General features: G+C 60.7%; 21 protein-coding genes. 9 read left to right on the top strand and 12 right to left on the bottom strand.

Going from position 1 to position 19,240, the window contains the following annotated elements; translation table 11 throughout:
* Positions 1 to 202: 202 nt before the first annotated feature.
* Positions 203 to 1,420 (top strand): class I SAM-dependent methyltransferase, encoded by a 1,218-nt coding sequence (locus PverR02_RS07250; RefSeq protein WP_046384405.1) that lies wholly within the window; start codon positions 203 to 205, stop codon positions 1,418 to 1,420.
* Positions 1,421 to 1,461: 41 nt separating this feature from the next.
* Here the strand turns inward: PverR02_RS07250 and PverR02_RS07255 are convergent, their stop codons facing one another.
* Complete coding sequence (locus tag PverR02_RS07255; protein WP_017844852.1) at positions 1,462 to 2,361, bottom strand: DMT family transporter; 900 nt, start codon at positions 2,359 to 2,361, stop codon at positions 1,462 to 1,464.
* Between the two features lie 187 nt (positions 2,362 to 2,548).
* Here PverR02_RS07255 and PverR02_RS07260 point away from each other — a divergent pair, with 187 nt between their 5' ends.
* On the top strand, positions 2,549 to 3,130 hold the full coding sequence (locus PverR02_RS07260; protein ID WP_017844853.1) for a DJ-1/PfpI family protein: 582 nt from the start codon (positions 2,549 to 2,551) through the stop codon (positions 3,128 to 3,130).
* Between the two features lie 18 nt (positions 3,131 to 3,148).
* Positions 3,149 to 3,448 carry a ribbon-helix-helix domain-containing protein gene (locus PverR02_RS07265; RefSeq protein WP_017844854.1) on the top strand — a complete coding sequence of 100 codons (300 nt, stop codon included), beginning with the start codon at positions 3,149 to 3,151 and terminating at the stop codon, positions 3,446 to 3,448.
* Positions 3,449 to 3,455: 7 nt separating this feature from the next.
* On the opposite strand, the gene PverR02_RS07270 is transcribed toward PverR02_RS07265, so the two are convergent.
* The 4 genes from PverR02_RS07270 to PverR02_RS07285 form a co-directional block, all read right to left on the bottom strand.
* Positions 3,456 to 6,014: a TonB-dependent receptor gene (locus tag PverR02_RS07270; protein WP_079443020.1), complete on the bottom strand. Its 2,559-nt coding sequence runs from the start codon at positions 6,012 to 6,014 to the stop codon at positions 3,456 to 3,458.
* 126 nt (positions 6,015 to 6,140) lie between these two features.
* Complete coding sequence (locus PverR02_RS07275) at positions 6,141 to 7,109, bottom strand: FecR family protein (protein WP_046384403.1); 969 nt, start codon at positions 7,107 to 7,109, stop codon at positions 6,141 to 6,143.
* Positions 7,106 to 7,645: an RNA polymerase sigma factor gene (locus tag PverR02_RS07280; RefSeq protein WP_017844857.1), complete on the bottom strand. Its 540-nt coding sequence runs from the start codon at positions 7,643 to 7,645 to the stop codon at positions 7,106 to 7,108. Before PverR02_RS07280 ends, PverR02_RS07275 begins: the two co-directional genes overlap by 4 nt.
* A 110-nt stretch (positions 7,646 to 7,755) precedes the next feature.
* Positions 7,756 to 8,772: a DUF4917 family protein gene (locus PverR02_RS07285; protein ID WP_079443021.1), complete on the bottom strand. Its 1,017-nt coding sequence runs from the start codon at positions 8,770 to 8,772 to the stop codon at positions 7,756 to 7,758.
* 123 nt (positions 8,773 to 8,895) lie between these two features.
* Between PverR02_RS07285 and yiaY the strand changes: the two genes are divergently transcribed.
* A complete protein-coding gene (yiaY, locus tag PverR02_RS07290) occupies positions 8,896 to 10,044 on the top strand; it encodes an L-threonine dehydrogenase (RefSeq protein ID WP_017844859.1) in 1,149 nt (382 codons plus the stop codon).
* Here yiaY and PverR02_RS07295 read toward each other — a convergent pair.
* Positions 10,011 to 11,198 (bottom strand): MFS transporter, encoded by a 1,188-nt coding sequence (locus tag PverR02_RS07295; protein ID WP_079443022.1) that lies wholly within the window; start codon positions 11,196 to 11,198, stop codon positions 10,011 to 10,013. The genes yiaY and PverR02_RS07295 overlap by 34 nt on opposite strands.
* A gap of 142 nt (positions 11,199 to 11,340) precedes the next feature.
* On the bottom strand, positions 11,341 to 12,567 hold the full coding sequence (locus tag PverR02_RS07300; protein WP_079443023.1) for an aminotransferase class I/II-fold pyridoxal phosphate-dependent enzyme: 1,227 nt from the start codon (positions 12,565 to 12,567) through the stop codon (positions 11,341 to 11,343).
* A 340-nt stretch (positions 12,568 to 12,907) separates the two neighbouring features.
* Here PverR02_RS07300 and PverR02_RS07305 point away from each other — a divergent pair, with 340 nt between their 5' ends.
* The gene (locus tag PverR02_RS07305; protein WP_079443024.1) at positions 12,908 to 13,585 is read left to right on the top strand and encodes an NAD(P)H-binding protein; all 678 of its coding nucleotides are present in this window, start codon (positions 12,908 to 12,910) and stop codon (positions 13,583 to 13,585) included.
* Here PverR02_RS07305 and PverR02_RS07310 read toward each other — a convergent pair whose 3' ends face one another.
* The gene (locus PverR02_RS07310; RefSeq protein WP_079443025.1) at positions 13,586 to 14,074 is read right to left on the bottom strand and encodes a DMT family transporter; all 489 of its coding nucleotides are present in this window, start codon (positions 14,072 to 14,074) and stop codon (positions 13,586 to 13,588) included. It lies immediately after the preceding gene.
* Positions 14,075 to 14,151: 77 nt separating this feature from the next.
* Between PverR02_RS07310 and PverR02_RS07315 the strand changes: the two genes are divergently transcribed.
* The 4 genes from PverR02_RS07315 to PverR02_RS07330 all read left to right on the top strand — a co-directional run bounded on the left by PverR02_RS07315 (position 14,152) and on the right by PverR02_RS07330 (position 16,833).
* A complete protein-coding gene (locus tag PverR02_RS07315) occupies positions 14,152 to 15,069 on the top strand; it encodes a LysR family transcriptional regulator (RefSeq protein ID WP_376740634.1) in 918 nt (305 codons plus the stop codon).
* Positions 15,070 to 15,082: 13 nt separating this feature from the next.
* Positions 15,083 to 15,493, top strand: a complete 411-nt coding sequence (gene fos / locus PverR02_RS07320) for a fosfomycin resistance glutathione transferase (protein ID WP_046384397.1) — start codon at positions 15,083 to 15,085, stop codon at positions 15,491 to 15,493.
* A 54-nt stretch (positions 15,494 to 15,547) separates the two neighbouring features.
* Positions 15,548 to 16,189 carry a LysE family translocator gene (locus PverR02_RS07325; RefSeq protein ID WP_046384396.1) on the top strand — a complete coding sequence of 214 codons (642 nt, stop codon included), beginning with the start codon at positions 15,548 to 15,550 and terminating at the stop codon, positions 16,187 to 16,189.
* A gap of 116 nt (positions 16,190 to 16,305) precedes the next feature.
* The gene (locus PverR02_RS07330; protein ID WP_079443026.1) at positions 16,306 to 16,833 is read left to right on the top strand and encodes a DUF4142 domain-containing protein; all 528 of its coding nucleotides are present in this window, start codon (positions 16,306 to 16,308) and stop codon (positions 16,831 to 16,833) included.
* Between the two features lie 92 nt (positions 16,834 to 16,925).
* On the opposite strand, the gene PverR02_RS07335 is transcribed toward PverR02_RS07330, so the two are convergent.
* From PverR02_RS07335 to PverR02_RS07350, 4 genes are all read right to left on the bottom strand, one after another.
* Entirely contained in the window at positions 16,926 to 17,426 is a 501-nt protein-coding gene (locus PverR02_RS07335) for a methylated-DNA--[protein]-cysteine S-methyltransferase (RefSeq protein WP_046490294.1), read from the bottom strand.
* A 128-nt stretch (positions 17,427 to 17,554) separates the two neighbouring features.
* Positions 17,555 to 17,965: a type II toxin-antitoxin system HicB family antitoxin gene (locus PverR02_RS07340; RefSeq protein WP_079443027.1), complete on the bottom strand. Its 411-nt coding sequence runs from the start codon at positions 17,963 to 17,965 to the stop codon at positions 17,555 to 17,557.
* Positions 17,966 to 17,987: 22 nt separating this feature from the next.
* Positions 17,988 to 18,170, bottom strand: a complete 183-nt coding sequence (locus PverR02_RS07345; RefSeq protein WP_057004762.1) for a type II toxin-antitoxin system HicA family toxin — start codon at positions 18,168 to 18,170, stop codon at positions 17,988 to 17,990.
* Positions 18,171 to 18,318: 148 nt separating this feature from the next.
* The gene (locus PverR02_RS07350; protein ID WP_079443028.1) at positions 18,319 to 19,221 is read right to left on the bottom strand and encodes a LysR family transcriptional regulator; all 903 of its coding nucleotides are present in this window, start codon (positions 19,219 to 19,221) and stop codon (positions 18,319 to 18,321) included.
* Positions 19,222 to 19,240 lie beyond the last annotated feature (19 nt).

Below are 19,240 nucleotides of genomic sequence, written 5' to 3' on the forward strand. Positions count from 1 at the left end.
CATGTGGGAGGGGGCTTGCCCCCGATGGCGGTGAGTCAGTCAACATCTTCATGGCTGACCCACTGCTATCGGGGGCAAGCCCCCTCCCACATTTGGATCTGCGGTGGAGCCCCCAATCTTACCGTTGATCAAATAACCCCGTGCCCTCAGCCCCCATCCCCCCTAAAATGCCCGGCATTCCCAGCCCGAGGCGTTTTTGTTCATGTCCGTCACCGCTCAACCTGCCCGCCCTGCGCCGGATCATCACGCCCAGTTCATCGAACTGCTCAGCGCAAGCCTTGCGCACAACGCCTTTATCAAACTGGTGCTGGCCAAGTACGTCGGTGAGGAAGCCGAGCTGCAACGGCTGATCATCAAGGCGGTGACGGTCAAGGAGCAGCCCTGCCTGTCCTTCGTCTACCGCTACAAAACCCGCGACATCACCAAGAACCTCCCGGTGGCCGACGGTGTGGCGGCGATTGCCGAGTTGTTGCCGACCTCGTTCAAGAACGCACACTTGCTCGCGCTGACCGACGAAGCCCAGCTGGAATACAGCAAGAAGAACAAAAGCTCGCTGTTCAAAAGCAAGCCGCAGCAATTGCGTGAGGCGCCGTCGGCCGAGCACAACCGCGAGAAGAACCGCTTCCTCGACCTGAGCCGGCCGTTCCTCGCCGACCTTGGCGTGACCGACGCCAAGCACGCGCTGATCCCGTCGATGTCGCGCAAGTGGAAGCAGATCAACAAGTTCATCGAAGTGTTCAGCCATGCGCTGATCGCGTCCCCGCTGAGGCTGGACCAACCGGTGCGCGTCGCTGATTTCGGCTCGGGCAAGGGCTACCTGACTTTCGCCATCCACGACTACCTGCGCAACACCCTCAATGTCGAGGCCGAGGTCACCGGTGTTGAACTGCGCGAAGACATGGTCAGCTTGTGCAACGCCGCCGCCGCCCGCCTCGAACACCCGGGGCTGGTGTTCACCTGCGGCGACGTGCGCAGCGTCGCGCCCAGCGAGCTGGACGTGATGATCGCCCTGCATGCCTGCGACATCGCCACCGATTATGCGATCCACACCGGTATCCGTTCCGGCGCGTCGATCATCATGTGCTCGCCGTGCTGCCACAAACAGATCCGCCTGCAGATCCAGAGCCCGGTGCTGTTGAAGCCGATGCTGCAATACGGTTTGCACCTGGGCCAGCAGGCGGAAATGGTCACCGACAGCCTGCGCGCCTTGTTCCTGGAGGCTTGCGGTTATGAGACCAAGGTGTTCGAGTTCATCTCCCTGGAACACACCAACAAGAACAAGATGATCCTTGCGGTGAAACGCGCCGAACCGGTGGACAACGCGCAGCTACTGGACAAGATTCAGGCGCTCAAGGAGTTCTATCACATCACCGAGCACTGCCTGGAAACCCTGTTGCGTACCGACGGTTACCTCGGCTGAACACGAAGCCAATGTGGGAGGGAGCAAGCCCCCTCCCACCGTTAAATCGCATTGGCCTTTGTAATTGGCGCGGGCTGCACCGCGGTCTTGCGCCCCAGCATCACCGTCACGATCACCCCGCAGGCGAACAGCCAGGTGATCGGCTCGATGTGTTCACCAAAGAACAACGCCGAAAACGCGATGGTGAAGAAGATCTGCAACAGCTGAATCTGGCTGACCCGCGCAATGCCGCCCATGGCCAACCCGGCGTACCACGCAAAGAACCCCAGGAACTGCGAGAACAGCGACACATAACCGAACGCCCACCAGGTGCCCATGGAAATCGCGCCTTGATGCTGCACCGCCAGGTAAGCCACCGGGCCGATCAACAGCGGCGTCGACAGCACCAGCGCCCAGCAGATCACCTGCCAGCCGCCCATCTCCTTGGCCAAGCGCCCACCTTCGGCATAACCCAGGCCGCCCACGGCAATCGCGCCGAGCATCAACAGGTCCCCCGCTTGAATACTGCCGGCACCGCTGATCAACGCATAACTCAGCACCAGCGCGCTACCCAAGGCGGCGCAGGCCCAGAAGGCTTTCGACGGCCGCTCATGGGACAGCCACGCGGCGTACAGCGCAACGCACAGCGGTTGCAGGCCATTGACCAGCGCGCCATGGGACGCCGGCAGCGTCTGCATGGCCCACGCCGACAACACCGGAAAGCCCAAGATCACCCCGGCAATCACCAGGCACAGGCCGCGCACCTGGCGCCAGCTCGGCCAGCGCTCGCGGCGCCACAGCAACAGCGCCGCCGCCGGGATCGCAGCGAACAACGCACGGCCCAGACCGTTGAGCAGCGGGTGGATTTCCTGCACCACGATACGCGTGAAGGGCAGGGTCAGGCTGAAGATGATGACGCCCAGCAGGCCGAGGGCCATGCCGGTGTTTTCGCGCGAGTTCATGGCGGGAACCGGAATCGAGTGGTCGGAAGTGGACGATCATCTAGCCACAACCTCCGCGAATCGGGGGTCTACAGCTGGGTGCGGATTGATCCGTACAGTTGTAGTAGCGGGGGATTACCCGGCCCGTCGGCACGCGCCTATCTTGACTACTCTTGTCTGCCCAACCGTTGAACTGGAGGAATGCCCCATGGCTGCGAAAAAGATCCTGATGCTGGTCGGCGATTATGTCGAAGACTATGAAGTGATGGTGCCCTTCCAGGCGCTGCTGATGGTCGGTCATATCGTCCACGCGGTGTGCCCCGACAAGTCGGCCGGCGAGACCGTGCGAACCGCGATCCATGACTTTGAAGGCGATCAGACCTATAGCGAAAAGCCCGGTCACCTGTTCGCCCTGAATGCGGATTTCGCCCAGGTCGAAGCCGCCGACTACGATGCGCTGCTGGTGCCCGGTGGTCGTGCGCCGGAATACCTGCGCCTGAATGAAAAAGTCCTGCGACTGGTGCGCGCCTTCGATCAAGCCGGCAAGCCGATTGCTGCGGTGTGCCATGGCGCGCAACTGCTGGCGGCGGCCGGTATCCTCGCCGGTCGCGAGTGCAGTGCCTACCCGGCCTGTGCCCCGGAAGTACGCCTGGCCGGCGGTTCGTTCATCGATATTCCAGTGACCCACAGCCACGTTCAAGGCAATCTGGTCACGGCGCCGGCCTGGCCGGCGCACCCAAGCTGGCTGGCCGGGTTCCTCGGCCTGCTGGGCACGACAATCACCTTGTAAGCAACGGAGGTCATCGCCATGTGCGAGCTGTACGTCAAGGCCGACCCGATTCTCTATGAGTCTCGCTCGCGCTCCCTGCGCATCTGCGGCGTCGTCACCACCGTGCGCCTGGAGAACCAGTTCTGGGACATCCTCAGCGAAATCGCCAGCGTGGATGGCATGACCACCAATCAACTGATCACCAAGCTGTACGAGGAAGTCATGGACTACCGCGGCGAGGTGGTCAACTTTGCCTCGTTTCTGCGCGTCAGCTGTACCCGCTACTTGAGCAAGCAGCGCACACCGACGGCCGAGTTGAGCCTGGTGCGCAACCGCTAGGCCGCTGTCAGAAGAACCGTGTCACGCTGATCTTCGCGTCGCGCCCCTTGGTGTAGGCACGGTCGCCGCTCAGCGCCGGACGGAAGTTGTTGTTGAACAGGTTGTCCACGGTGAAGTTCACCACGGTGCCTTTCAGGTAAGCCTGTTGCGGCGCCCATTTGGCGAACAGGCCCTGGGTGTTGTAGCGCTTGTTGCCGTACTGGTCGTAGAACAAGTCGCCGACGCCGGAGCCGGGGCCGCCGGAGTATTTATCGCTGGGCAGGCGATCGGTCGCGCCGATGAATTGCCCCATCCATCCCACCTGGGCATCCCAGGCCGGGATGTGGGTGCCCATGACCAGCACCCATTTGGTCGGCGGAATGTCGCGGGCCGACACATCCGGGCCCCATGGATTGGTGTAGGCGCCTTCGTGCTTGCCGGTGGCGTAGGCGAACGATACCGAGCCGAACAGGTAGGTGGAGTTATAGAACGATTCCAGCTCGAAACCCTTGATGGTCAGGCCGCCGATGTTGCGGTAGTTGGACCTCGGCCCCGGCGGGCACGCGGTGGCGATGGTGCCGCCGTTGATAGCCTGGTTCTGGCAGCCCACGCCCGTGGCCTTGAAGATTTCGTCTTCGACTTTGTTGTGGAACAGGGTGGTACGCAGTTGCAGGTTATCGTCCTGGGCGATCAGGTTGTCGAAGCGGGTGATGTTGCCCACGGTGATCGAGGTGATGCGCTCGGGGTCGAGGTCGACGCTGGTGGCGGTGCGGCTGCCCAGGCCCTGCACTTCGTACTGTTCGTCGATCACCGGGGCGCGCCAGGTCTGGCTCCAGTTGGCGAACAGGGCGACGTTCGGAGTGACGGTCCAGAACAGCGCGAGGCGCGGCGACCAGCCGGTGTAGGTGCGATCGCTGTAGTCGTGGCCGACGGCCGGGTCGGGGTTGCTGTAGTACGGCGCATCGTTGGCCTCGCCGCGGTTGCGCACATGGTCGTAGCGCAGCGATGGCGTGATGGTCACGTCGCCCAGGGTCAGCGCATCCTGGATGAAGAAGCTGTTGGTATCCACCTTGCCATGGGGCATGAAGCTCGGCTGGAAATGCCCATAGTTATAGCGCGGCGTGTTGTAGGTGGCGCCGGGCATCCACATCTCGGTTTCGCGGGTGTGCTTGCGGATTTGCCCGCCGACTGTCAGCGCGTGTTGCAACGGCCCGGTGTCGAACAGGCTGACGTTGCGGATGTCGAGATGCTTGTCGGTGTAGGCCGTGTCCATCTTGCGCCCGCCGGTGGCCAGCTGGAAAAACGCGGTGGCGTCGCGCTCGTCGGTCTGCTGGGTGTCGGACTGTGAATATTTGACGGTCAGGTCCACCAGCGGGTTGTCCAGGGGCTGGTATTCATACTTGCCCGACCAAGTGGTGTCGAGCGTGTCGCGGTTGGCCAGGAAACGTTTCAACGCGCCTTCGTAGCCGTAGCGGTCGATGTTGGCCTGGGTCGGTGGCGTCGGGTAGCTCGCGGCGGAAAACGGCGTCCACCGGTTGCTGCGGGCGCTCGAGTAAGACAGGCCGACACTGTGCTCATCGGTGAAGTGCGCGTTGACCTTGAACAGCTTGCCGTCCACGTCCTGGGCGGTGTTGGGCAGGCGCTGGGGGTTGATCGGGTACTGGTTGTTCTCGTTGGGCAACTTGGCGGCCACCTTCATGTCGCCGCCGTCGCGCTGGGTCAGGTAGGCCAGGGCGTCGAACCGGCCATCGTCGGTGCGGCCATACACGGCGCTGCTGTAGACCTGTTCGTGGTCGTTGCTGGAATAACCGTACTTGAGCATCGCGCCGCTGTTGCGGCCGTCCTTGAGCAGGTCCGGGGCATCCTTGGTGGTCATGTTCACCGTGCCGCCAAAGCCGCCGTTGCCGCTGAACGGTGAGTTGGGGCCTTTCTCCACTTCGATGCTCTTGATCAGCTCGGGCTCGATGAACACCGTGCCTTGCTGGTAGCGCTCGAAGCCGCTCTTGGTGGCGCCGTCGACGGTCAACGGGACGTCTTCGGCGTCACCGAAACCGCGGATGTTGATGGTCTGGCCGCCGGGTTTGAGCGAACCGCCCTGGCTGATCCCAGGCAACGTCTGCAGCAGGCTGGGGATGTTGTTGGCCTGGTAGCGGTCGATGTCCGCCTGGCTCAGGGTCGAGCGGCCGACGGTGCTGGAGTCGACTTGATTGCCGGTGCCGATCACGCTCAAGGCGTCCAGCTGGATCGCGCCGCTGCTGGTGGTCTTGCCCTCATCGGGGCGCACGACGTAGGTGCTGCCGACCTTGATCAGGGTGAACGCGCCATTGTTCAACAGGGTACGAATCGCCACTTCTGCGGTGAAGTCACCGTCGAGCGCCGGCGCCTGGACGTTCTTGAGCTGCTTTTCATCGAACAGCAGCTGGATTTTCGCCTGTTGCGCGACCTGGCTCAGGGACGTGGCCAACGCCTGGGCGGGCAGTTGCAGTGTGAACGACTGCGCATGGGCGCTGAGGCTGAAGGCCAGGCATGTCGCCATTAGGTTCGGTCGAAAAAGCAGGTGCGAAGCGTGGCAAGGCGCGCGAAACATGAAATCCCCCGGGGTGGCCAAACAGCCAAAAAGGTGTGCGGATCGAACACAATCAGGAGGAAGACGGGGCTGAGGAAAAAAACCACACATGCGAATGAAAAATATTCTCATGTGTCTGCTTCGGGGTTATTTTCGGGGTTCGATCCGGACAATGCCATCGGCCGAGGTCACGGTTTTCACCGGCAACAAGGCGGGCAGGGCGTTGAGCAAGGCATCCGGGTCATGCACATCCAGGTTGCCTGACACCTTCAGGTGCGCCACGGCGTGACTCACCTGCAGCGGGGGTTGGGGACGGTACAAACTCAACTCATCGATCAGGCTGGCCAGCTCGCGATTGCGGAACGACAAATGCCCGCTGCGCCAGTCGGCAACCTCCTCGGCGGTGAGGGTTTGTTGTTGCACGGTGCCCTTGGCGTAGTCGAAGCTGGCGCGTTGCTGGGCGCCGAGCAACGCGACCGGTTTGGTCGCATCCGGCGCGAACGCCACCTGGCCGTGGGCAACACTCACCACCAGTTGCTGCTGGCCGCGTCGCACATCGAAAGCGGTGCCCACCACGCGCACCGTCGCTTCGCCGGCTTGCACGTACAGCGGCCATTCCTTGTCGGCCGCCACTTCGATATACAGCTGGCCCTTGTCCAGGTGAACGATGCGTTGGTGGGCGCTGAAATCTACGCGCAGGCGGGTGTTGGCATTCACGTAGAGGCGGCTGCCATCGGGCAGGTTCAGGGTACGCATGCCCTTGGCGTGGGCTGCGACCTGGGTGTGATACAACTCGCGCGGCGCGCCGAGGGGCGTGGTCAGTACCGCGCAGAGCAGGGCGGCCGCCACGGCCAGGGCCGGGCGCCAGATCACGGCGGTGCGCTTGGGCAGCGCCACGGGCGTGTTCAGTTGCTGCAACTGGGCGAGGTCGGCCCACAGTTGTTCGAATTCGGCATAGGCTTGGGCATGGGCCGGCACCGCCTGCCAGGCGGCGAAGGCCTTGCGGTCGGCGCGTGCGGTGGCGTTGCGGTTGCGTGCAAACCAGCTGGCGGCTTGGGCATCGACGGCGTCGCTCGTTTCGATGTCCGGGGCGTCGATGTCGCTCAGGCGGTTCATGCTGGCTGCTCCGTGCCGGGGTCAGGTTGAAGGCGTCGCTTGCAATGCAGCAGGGCAAAAGCGATGTGCTTTTCCACCATGCTGGTCGAAATACCCATGCGCTCGGCGATCTGCGCCTGGCTCAAGCCTTCGAAGCGATGCAGCATAAGGGCTTCTCGCCTGCGCGGCGAGAGTTCGGCGAGGACTTCTTTCAACTGTTCCAGGCGTTGCAAGCGAAGCGCGGCGGCCATCGGCGGGTTGTGCTCGTCAATGACCGGCTCGGCATCCCTTTCAACCTGATCGGCGTGGACGGCCTGCCGTACCTTCTGTTTGCGCCAGTGATCGCGCAACAGGTTGCGCGCCATCTGGAACAGAAACGCCCGTGGCTGCTCGACCTTGGCCCGGTCGCGGTAGTCCAGCCATTGGGTGAAGACATCCTGGGTCATGTCCGCCGCGTCGCTGGCGTTGTCCGTGCGCTTGCGCAGGAAATACAGAATGTCTGCATAAAACCCGCGAAAGGCATCGTCCGACAGCGGGTCGGATTTGGGACGCGACATGGATATCCTTCTTGGCGAAGCACGACGTAGAAAAGTCGTGAATGATATCGAGAATTATTGTCGTTTGTCTCCAGGCAAATACACTGACCCTGCGCAAGCGGCTCAGGACCTCAGCGTTCGACCGGCACCGACAGCGCCGGATGCCCCAGCGCATGGCTGCGCGCGGCAAAGAATCTCAACGCCACGCCGCTGCCATCGAACAACTGCGAATACCGCCGCTTCTGCTGGCGGATAAACCCATCGCTGCGCCCCGATACCGCGATCGCCAGGGTCGTCACCCGGGCCTGGCGAATCGCATCCACCAAGTGTTTATCCTGCGCTCCCAGGTCGTGGCCGAAGATGCACAGCGCCCCTTCATGGCCGAGTAACTGCTCGTAGCAGAACGACAGATAATCCGAGCTGCGGATGGTCTTGAGCTTCTCTTCCACCTTGCCCTCGCTGACAAACAACGGCACATCGTCCAGGGTCTTGATCGTGTTGTTGATCGCAAAACTGCTGAGCAGGGTGCTGTCGGTGGTCGGCAATTTGCGTGCGGTGCCGTCGAGGTTGCGCACCAGGTGCAGGCCGCCGTGCAGGTAAAGGATGCGCGTGGCGTCGGTGCGGGTGTCGCGCAGGTCGAAGCTGGCGTCGGCGCTGCGGAACAGGTCGTCGATGCCGGGGGCGTGCAGGATCGCCCAGTAGTTGAGCAAGTCGTAGTTGCTGGTGAATACCGTGGAGTAGCTGGCCAGTTCCGCGTTGATCGTCGCCAATGTCGACGGCTGCACCAGGCGCCACGGGATGTGTACGGCGTGGATGGTGTTGATCAATGCTTCCTTGATCGCATAGTAGCGATTGCGCGGCGCCGCCGAACTGACCGCCAGGGCTTTGTTGACCCGGCTGGTGGTCTTCAGCGCGCTCAGGGCCTGCTCGAAACTGCGGGTCTGCAGGGCGTCGAACACGCTCAGCTCGGATTGGCTCAAGGGTTTTTCTTCAACGGTGCGTGCGTTTTCGAACAGCGAGTCGTAGGCAAAGTCTTCCCAAATCGCTCGGCTGGCGCCGTTGCCGATCAGAATTCCACTGAAGTCGATGGCGCTGCGCAGTGCGCTCCAGTCTTCAAGGTGGGCGTCAATATCCTGAAAATCCTTCATCGCGGCGGGTCTACTCGAAATCGGCGGGTCGGTGACTTTATCACGAGCGAGGGTTGATCCTGATCAAGGTGGGCCCTGTGATGAACGTTGATGCTGTCGGCATAACGCCTCTGAGGATTCGCCATGAGCAGTACCTTCTTCATCCCCGCCGTTAACATCATGGGCACTGACTGCCTTGACGACGCGATGGTCGCCATTCGCAACTACGGTTTTCGCAAGGCCCTGATCGTTACCGACGCCGGCCTGGCGAAGGCGGGCGTGGCCAGCATGATCGCCGAGAAACTGGCGATGCAGGACATCGATTCGGTGATCTACGACGGCGCCAAGCCCAACCCCAATGTGGACAACGTCGAGAAAGGCCTCGCGCTGTTGCAGCAGAGCGCCTGTGATTTCGTGGTGTCCCTGGGCGGCGGCTCGCCCCATGACTGCGCCAAGGGCATCGCACTGTGCGCGACCAATGGCGGGCATATCGGCGACTACGAAGGCGTCGATCAATCGAGCAAGCCGCAACTGCCGCTGGTGGCCATCAACACCACCGCCGGCACCGCCAGCGAGATGACCCGTTTCTGCATCATCACCGACGAAACCCGTCACGTGAAAATGGCCATCGTCGACCGCAACGTCACGCCGCTGTTGTCGGTCAACGACCCGTCGCTGATGGTCGGCATGCCCAAGGGCCTCACCGCCGCCACCGGCATGGACGCCCTGACCCACGCCATCGAAGCCTACGTATCCACCGCCGCCACGCCGATCACCGACGCCTGCGCGATCAAGGCCATCGAACTGATCAGCGCCAACCTGCGCCTAGCGGTACGCGACGGCACCGACAAGGCCGCGCGGGAAAACATGGCCTATGCGCAGTTCCTCGCCGGCATGGCGTTCAACAACGCCTCCCTGGGTTTCGTGCATGCCATGGCCCACCAACTGGGCGGCCTGTACGACTTGCCCCACGGCGTGTGCAACGCGGTATTGCTGCCCCATGTGCAGAGTTTCAACGCCAGCGTCAGTGCCAAGCGTTTGAGCGACGTCGGCCGTGCGCTGGGTGCGGACATCAACGGCAATTCGCCGGAAGAGGGCGCCCAAGCCGCCATCGCCGCCATCCGTACCCTGTCCCAGGACGTCGACATCCCCGCCGGCCTGCGCGAACTGGGCGCCAAGTTGCAGGACATTCCGCTGCTGGCCACCAACGCGTTGAAAGACGCCTGCGGCCTGACCAACCCACGCCGAGCTGATCAGCGTCAGATTGAGGAGATTTTCCGCAGCGCGTTCTGATCCGACCGGCAGCAGGCGACACACGCACATGCGCCGCCCGCCAAGGCCACGCACAACAGCGCCAACGGCCATGCCTGCTGACTCACTAGCAGGCTTGCCACACCACCGATCAATGCCGCTATCAACTGATGCATAAAGCCGCTCAACGCCATGGCGTAGGAGCCGCTGATTGGTGACTCATCATTGGCCACGGACAAACTGATGGGGTAACTCATTGATTGCCCCAGCACCGCCAGGCAATACGGTAACCACAGCAGCAATGCGAGCCCGCTGGCAAACACACTGCCAAGCAGCATGATCGCTGTGCCGAGCAACACTAACCCCACGCCCCAGCCCATCATCATCAAACGGCCCGTGTGCGCGACGAAGCGATTGACCATCAACGCTCCCGCCAGATACGCCCCGCTGATCGGCCAGCCCAGCCAGCCGTACTGCGCGGCACTCCAGTCGAAACGCCCCTGCAGAATCATCGGCGCACAGGTGTTGAACGCAATGATCACCGCATAACCCAACCCACCCGCTAATGCTGCATGCAGGAACGCGGGGTGTCGCAGAATCCGGGTGTAAATGCGCCAGGCTGACGCCGACGAATCGGCCTTCACCAATGTCGGAAAAATCACGCGTGGTAACACCAGCATCAATATGACGGCGCCGATCGCTAGGCTATAAAAGATCGCCTTCCAGCCAAATGCTGCCTGCAACAGCGAACCCAGGAATTGGCCGATGCCCAGGGCGATCACAAAGGTCATCCCCAACCACGACAAGCCTTTGGCCAACAGCGTGCCGCTGAAACTGTCCCGCACCAATACTCGCGCCATCACCGATATGCCGCCCGCGCCCAGGCCTTGAATCAGGCGCAGTGCCAGAAAAGACTCAACATTGAACGCCGACGCAATTGCGACACTCGCCGAGGCATACACCGCCAGCGCCACCAGCAACACCGGCTTTCTGCCAAAGCGTTCGCCCAGGCTGCCCCACAGCAACATCGGAAGTGCCATGCCCACCAGATATGCTGCCAAGGCCAGGGCGACCTGATCTTCGGCGGCCGGTAGAGACTGGGCGATGGCCGGGACTGCCGGCAGGTAGCTGCTGATGCCCACTTGGGAAAGGAATGCGGCGCTGCAGGCGAGGGCTAGGGGGGTGGTATTTTTCAATAAGTATTGTCCTTCACTCCAGGTTTCAAGGGGATTGTTATGCGTCTTATCTGATTATCGTGGTGTTCACAGGTGCCTGGTTTTTAGAGGGGTTAATAATCAATGCGAGTAAGTGAATGTTGTTTTTTAGCTGATGTGAGTGTTAATTATTGATTTCGTGCTTGTTCAGTAGAGTGGTGAGGTACGAGCAAAATAATATTATTGTCGCAGGGTCCATGTCTGCTCGAAGAGTGACGCGTATTGCAGCTTTTCCTCTTGGCACCACTGGGAAAAATACGGAGGATGTAAAAAAGCCTTTTTCCGCAAGATGAATGGTGAGGGTGTTTGCTTTTTCCGCTTTGCCACAGGTGATCAGCCGTATTGCAGCATCTGTACCGGATTGGTCGGTATGTATCAGGCTGTCAAATAATTTTATGTTGAGTAGGAGTTTCTCTTGAAGTGAACACAGTTCTTCCGTTTGATGTATTTTTATTGAGGCTAGTCCTGCACCTATAGCTGCCGAATTTAGGCTTTGAGACCAGTTGCTAGGGCCTCCGTATCGGTGCATCAGGCTCTTTTGTCTTTCGCTACCAAACATGATTAATCCCCCACTAGCACCAAAGGATTTACCTAGAGAGGCTACAATTAACGTCTGATCGTCTAGCGTTTGTATGCGCGGCCGGATGAAACCTCTTCCTCTCTCTCCGAATGCCGATAGCGCATGGGAGTCGTCCATGTAAAGAAATAGTCCGTAACGCGATTTCAAATAAAGTAACCCATCGATGTCCGCAATTCCGCCCATGCTATATATTCCATCGCATACATAGGCGACCTTTTTTCGTTTTTTACATAATTCCTCAATGAAGGAAAGATCATTGTGTGGCGCTGTTTTAACTTCGGTCTCATCAGCGCATGAGGCTTTGATATGGTTCATGGAATAGTGAGAATGCTTGTCGAAAACCATTGTTGGCGAACAGTTATTTGTAAGCACTCCGCTGGCGAGCAAGGGGAGTAGCCCCGAGCTGGCTGAACTGCACGATAAAGTACTCAAGCAGATGGAGTCGAAGAGAGTCGAAAGCTCCTGTTCGTACCGTTCCAGGATTTCAAGTTTGCATCGGTTTTTTGAGTTTGCAATTCGGAGGGTTTTAGCCTCCCTTATTCCGCAAATCGCTCCCTCTATTATGTCTTGATGATAATCAAGGCCGAGATATGAGGTTGTGCAGAAGTGATGGAATTCACGTCCGTGCTGGTCGGTCAGGTAGTTGTTGTTTTTGATGGTGACGTTGAGTTCGCATATTCTGCCTGTCTTTGCAAAGTGCCAATCTGTTTCAGCCAGCTCAATTAGTTTTTTGTAGTTTGAAAATTTGTTTGTGAATGATGTGTTTTCCATTTGCCTATTCGTCCTTGGGCGTTGGCGGAAAACAGTAGCGGGGAAACCATTGTGAAATAAGTCAGACATTTCCCGTGCTCGTAACTCAAAATGGAGTTATTTGTGTGAGTAAGGTCCTACTTTTTATGATGGCGAATAGATGTCTCGATAGACGCTTTCTAATCCGTGCCCTTTGCGTCAGAGGAGTATTAGAGTGTGGCGTTTTCGTGGGGGCATGCAATTTATTCAGGTTGTGCGTCACGCGATTAGGTAAGGTGTCAGCGTGCAAACGGATGTGCCGATAGCGTTCAAAAGACTTGTCTGTCGGCTAGGTAAATCTAGCGGGATGAAGGAGGATTTGATGAGAGTTCTGTTATTCGGTGCCACTGGCGTGATCGGTCAAGGCGTTCTGCGCGAGTGCCTGCTGGCCGCCGACGTGCAGGAAGTCGTCGCCGTCGGCCGCACGCCGTTGACCCTGGAGCACGCCAAACTGCATCAGGTGCTGCACGCGGACATGTTGGATTTGCAGGCTCTGGAGAACTTGCTGCAAGGTTTCGGTGCCTGCTTCTTTTGCCTCGGTGTTTCATCGGCAGGGATGAATGAAACCCGCTACACCCATCTTACCTATGATCTGACCCTGGTCGCTGCCAGCACCCTGGCGCGGCTCAATCCGCAAATGACGTTTATCTATGTGTCCGGCGCCGGCACCGACAGTTCCGAAACGAGCCAGTCGATGTGGGCGCGGGTCAAGGGCAAGACCGAAAATGCCTTGCTGCGCCTGCCGTTCAAGGCGGTGTATGTGTTCCGGCCAGGGCTGATTCAGCCGTTGCACGACGTGCGTTCGAAGACGCCTTTGTACGCGTTGTTCTATACGGTACTCGGGCCGTTGCTCTCGTTGGTGCGTCGGATAAAGCCAGGTTGGGTAGTCAGCACCGAGACCGTTGGCCGTGCGATGTTGGCGGCGGTGCGTCACGGCGCACCACAGCCGGTGGTGGAGCAAGCCGAGATCCATCGGCTGGCCTCTCTGAACAACCGCTGATCAGCTCGCCGTCGCGAGTGCGCGGGCGGGGGTGGCGCTGAACTGAATCAACGCGACGCCACCGATCAACAGCAACGCGCCCAGTGCCCGGGGCGTTGTCAGCGGGCGTTCCACCAGGCCGAACAGGCCGAAGTGATCGAGCAGCAGCGAGGCGAGAAGTTGCCCTGCCATGGCCAGCGCGATAAAGCCCGATGCGCCCAGCTTGGGCAGCAGCATCAACGCCAACGAGATAAAGCACACGCCAAATGCACCGCCGGCCCACATCCATAGCGGCGCCTTGCCGATAAACGCCAGGCTCGGCAACGGCAGGCGCAAGGCGATGATCACTGGCAGCAGCACGATGACGCTCACCAGCAACGACGCCAGCGTTGCCCACAACGGGTGACCGAGCCCGCGCCCGAGGTTGGCATTGATCGCGCTTTGAAACGGCACCACCGCCCCGGCGATCACCGCCAAAAGCAATAAACCTGCCCACTGCAACGTCGTCATGTTGAATCTCCCAGAGGTTTTGCTGGACTCTAGGCCATTCGTCGCGCAAATTTAAATTCCAAGTTTTTATGCAGGGCATGCAGCTGATGAATGATCTGCGCCGCATCGATCTCAACCTGTTGGTGATCCTCGACGCCTTGCTCAGCGAGCAGCACGTCACCCGCGCCGCTGCACGTTTGCACCTGAGCCAGCCGGCGGTCAGCCACGCCTTGGCGCGCCTGCGCGACATGCTTGGTGATCCGCTGCTGGTGCGTCACGGCGGCAGGTTGCTGCCGACTGCCCGCGCGCTGGAGTTGGCGATACCGTTGGCGCAGGCCTTGGCCCAGGTGCAGGCGCTGCTGGCACCGAATCGCTTTGATCCGGCCTCGGCCACGCGCAAGTTTCGCGTGGCGATGTCGGACTACAGCGCGGCGATTTTCCTGCCGGGGCTGGTGCGAACCTTGCGCCGTGAAGCGCCCGGCATCGATCTGCAGATCATCCAGGCCAGCCGCGAAGGCATGGTGGACGGCGTGCTCAGCGGCGATATCGACCTGGCTGCCGGGGTCTTCCCTGACATGCCTGCTGAATTGCGTACTACGCCGTTATTCGAAGAGCATTACACCTGCCTGGTCGACCGCGCCAGCCTGCCACCCAGCGGCACGCTCGACCTGCCCACCTACCTGTCGCGGCCCCATGTGCTCTTGGAAATGCGCGGCAGCGGCACCCCGGAAATCGAGCGGGCACTGAGTGTGATCCGTGAGCGGCGGCATGTGGCGATCAGCCTGCCGCATTGGGGCGTGGCGCCGCAGTTGATCGAGGGCACGGACCTGATCCTGACCGTCTCGTCGAGGGGCGTGCTCAACATCGACCGTGAGCAACTGTCGACGGTGCCGCCGCCGTTTCATATTCCGTCGTTCGCCTTTGAGCTGGCGTGGCATGCGCGGCGGGGTGGGGATTCGGGGTTGCAGTGGTTGAAGGCGCAGGTGCAGGGTGTATTGTCCGAAGGTTGCCACTAACAGGAACGACCCCATGCTCACCGGCCTCAACCACTTGACCCTGGCAGTCACCGATCTGCCGCGCAGCGTCAGCTTCTACCATGACCTGCTGCAACTTCGCCTCGACGCCACCTGGGACAACGGCGCCTACCTGTCATTGCCCGGCTTGTGGCTGTGCCTGTGCCTCGACCCACTGCGCCCGTCGGTGCCGGCGGCTGAATACACCCACTTTGCCTTCACGGTAGGCGCGAGCAACTTCGCCGCGCTGGTGCAACGCCTGCGTGCCGCCGGCGTAGCAGAGTGGCGCGACAACCGCAGCGAGGGCGCTTCGTTCTATTTTCTCGACCCCGATGGCCACAAGCTCGAAGCCCATGTCGGTGATCTGGCCTCGCGCCTGCAAGCCTGTCGCGCCAAGCCTTATGCCGGCATGCAGTTTTACCCGTAGCGCGGGAACGTGCAGAATCCTTCCACCTCTCAACCGTCAGTCAGAGTCACGCCCATGACCCCATCCTTGCTGCTCGCCGTCCTCGCTTCGGGTTTTATCTACGGTATTACGCCTGGCCCGGGGGTGTTGGCCGTGTTCGGTATCGGCGCGGCCCGGGGGCGTCGCGCCGGGGCCGGTTTTCTGTGCGGGCATTTGCTCGGCGATGTGCTGTGGTGCAGCACCGCGCTGATTGCGATCGTGGGGGCGCGGGAAGTCGGCAGCACTGCGTTCGATGTGCTGGGCGTGCTCAGTGGCGCGTACTTGTTCTGGCTGGGCTGGCGCGCGATCCGTACCCAGCGCCGCAGCAGTGAGGCACCTCAGGGCGCGGCGCGGCATCCGTTCTGGCACGGCATCCTGTTCGGCCTGACCAACCCCAAGGCCTACCCGGTGGCCGTCGCTACGTTTACCGCCTTGCTGTCCAGCCGTGCCGAGTTGCTGACCTGGGCGATGCTGCCATCGTTGATCTTGCTGAGCTTTATCGGTGGGCTGTTGGCCTACGCGATTCTGATCGGCGTGGTGGGCGCGCAGCGGGTACGCACGGTGTATCAGCGTCACGAAATCCTCATCACCAAGCTCTGTGGGGTGATGTTCATCGGCTTCGCCATCAATGCGCTGGCCCACGCGTTGCCGGGCCTGTTCGGCAGTAAACCGGCGTGAGGCGGCGACCGTTCGTCGCACTGGCAAGTTTTTTCTAAACCTTTGCGGCGGTTAAAATTCGAATTCAGAGCGGGGCGTATGTTCTCGCACCTATTTTTGCCCTGGAGGAACCCATCATGAGCCGCATGGCTATCCGGTTACGCACCGCCAGTTTCGCGATGCTGCTGGGCCTCGGCACCAGCAATGCTTTCGCCCAGTCGCCGGCTGAATTCATCGAGCAGGCTTCGGCCCAAGGCATGGCCGATATCGAAACCAGCCGCATGGCCCACGCCAAGACCTCGTCCCAGGAAATCAAGGACTACACCATCGAGGTGATCAACGAGCGCACCCTGGCCAACCAGCATCTGGCGGCCATCGCCAAGAAGCTCGACCTGCCCGTGGCGCCGCGCGAGAAGATCGTCGACAAAGCCGAAACCCTCATGCCCGAGCTCAAGGACGGTGATTCCTTCGATGCTGCCTACACCGCGCAACAGGTCAAGGAAAACGAAGACGCCATCGCGCTGTTCAAGCAGGAAGGTGCCGCGTCGGATGTCCCGGAAATAAAAGCGCTGGTGGATGAGACGCTGCCCAAGCTGGAAGAGCGTCTGCAAAAGGCCCGCGCCCTGGCATCTACCTACGGTAAAGGCCGTCAAGGCGACGGTTGAGGCTTGCACTCGATATGCAAAACGGCGGTTGGCGCCCATCCAACCGCCGTTTTTTTATGCCGGGTTCAAGTCGGTCCTGGTCGCCGGCGCACTCAGAACCGCAGTTCCGCCTGGCCTGTGCCTTCCAGTGCGAGCAGATACTGCTTGGCCGCAAGCCCGCCGGCAAACCCGGTCAAGCCGCCCGATGCGCCAATGACTCGATGGCACGGCGCAATGATCGAGATCGGATTACGCCCATTGGCCGCGCCCACGGCGCGCACGGCTTTCGGGTTGCCGATCTGCTGGGCGATCTGGCTGTAGCTGCGGGTTTCGCCGAAGGGGATGGTCAGCAGTGCCTGCCAGACTTGTTTCTGAAAGTCGGTGCCGGTGAAGTCCAGCTCCAGCTCGAACCGATGACGGGCACCGGCGAAGTATTCCTGCAACTGGCGCTCGGTTTCCAACAGCACGGGGTTGTCTTTCACTTCGCGCAATTCCCCCAGGCGTACACGGTTCGCGCGCTCTGTTTCCCATAGGATGGCGCTGAGTTTGCCATGGCGGGACACCAGGGTCAGTTCGCCGACGGGGGAGGGCATGAGTGTGTATTCGTAGGCCATCAACGGGCTCCTTGGAGAACGGACGTAAAAGGGTACAGCGCTACGGTAGTTCCATCGACCTGGAGGAAAACTACGTTTCTTGCGGTCAAATTCCGCCGGAACGAGTCTGTCGGCGCATTCAGATGCCGCTATCGATCCTGTTGCAGCACCTTGAGCGCTGCGGACGCGAGGAACCCCGAACGGCTTTTTTCCTCGGGATGGTGCAGTACGTATTCATCGATACGATTGAGCAAATAGCCTGGCAGGGTGATGTTGAGTTTCTGCGCCTTGCCCAGGTATTTGGTGACATCGATGTCCACCACTGCCCACATGCAACCGGCGTACTTGGGGTTGGCTGCATGCAGGGTGACTTTCTGCGCGCTGGGAATCGGCGCACCGTCTTCGGCGAGAATTTCGAAGTGGCCTTCAATCGCTTCACGGGCCATGGCCATGGCGTCGTCCAAGTCGTCACCGGCGGAGTAGCAACCAGGAATGTCCGGGACTTCCACGCCCCAGGCATGGTCTTCGTCACCAGTAGAAATTGCGATGGGGTACAGCACGTTCGTTGTCCTCCAAGGACAGTTAACTCAGCAGTGCCTGTTTCAACATGCTTTTGGCGGTCTTGTCCAACAAGTCCTTCTTCGGATGAGGAATTGTCACCAGCCCCGGTTTCGTCGGGTGCTTGAAGGGGTGATGGCTACCTCTGACGCGCACCAGATACCAGCCGTCGGCGACGATATGGCCTATTAAATATCGGCTATCCACAGCACCTCCTTGTGGTGTGTGTTGGTGGTGGCTATAACCACTGAAGATAAATTATCAACACTCTACCTACCAGCGGTCGGTGAGCGATAGTTCGGTGGGGGGGCGAATCAAGCGTATGAGCGCGCAGGACGGGCGTCGGTCAGAGGTATTACTGGGGTTTTCGCAGGAGTGACGCTTCTCCGATGACGGAGAGAAACGCATCAACCAATGCACTCGGTCTTTCAGTCGGGGTCAGCACCAACAACCGCGCACATGCATCCACCTCCACCAACGGCCTGTACGTCACGCCCTTGTTCATCAAGCTCTGCGTGCAGGCCGGCACCAAGGCCACCCCTTGCCCGGCGGCCACCAGGGCGATGATCGAGGTGATCTGGCGCCCCGTTGGCCCCGCGCGCAGGGGCACGCCATGCTGGCGATAAAGCTGCTCGACGGTCTGGTTCAGCCCTGACCCATAGTCCGCGGGAAACAGTATCACCGGGTACGCGCAGAGCTGCGCCAGGCTGACGGTTGCCTGCTCGGCCAGCGGGCTGTCGCTGGATACCGCCGCCACCAGCCGCTCTTCGCCCAGCGACAGCGCCTGCACGTAGTCGTTTTGCGGTAACAGCCGGCTCAAGCCGATATCCAGCCGCCCATCGGCGACCTGCGCGCCGAGGCTGCCGGAGGCGCATTCCACCAGGGTCAATTGCACATCCGGGAAGCGTTGCGCGAAAGCCTGGATCGCCTGGCTGAACAGATCCGACAGGGCGATTGAACTGACATACCCCAACGCCAATTGCCCGGCCGTTCCGGCCGCGAGTTTGCCGGCGATGACGTGGGCCAATTCGACCTGTTCCAGCACACCCCGGGCATAGGGCAAAAACGCCCGGCCCTGGGCGGTGAGGGCGACCGTGCGGCTGGTGCGATCGAACAGTTTGAAACCCAGCTCTGCCTCCAGCGCGGAAATCTGCCGGGTCAATGGCGGCTGGGCCAGGTGCAGACGCAGGGCGGCGCGGCCGAAATGCAATTCTTCGGCGACCATCAGAAAGTAACGCAGCTTGCGTAGGTCGAGCATCCTGATCCTTGGGTATCAA

Origin of the sequence: Pseudomonas veronii, from assembly GCF_002028325.1 — a bacterium.
GTDB classification, from domain to species: Bacteria; Pseudomonadota; Gammaproteobacteria; order Pseudomonadales; family Pseudomonadaceae; genus Aquipseudomonas; species Aquipseudomonas veronii.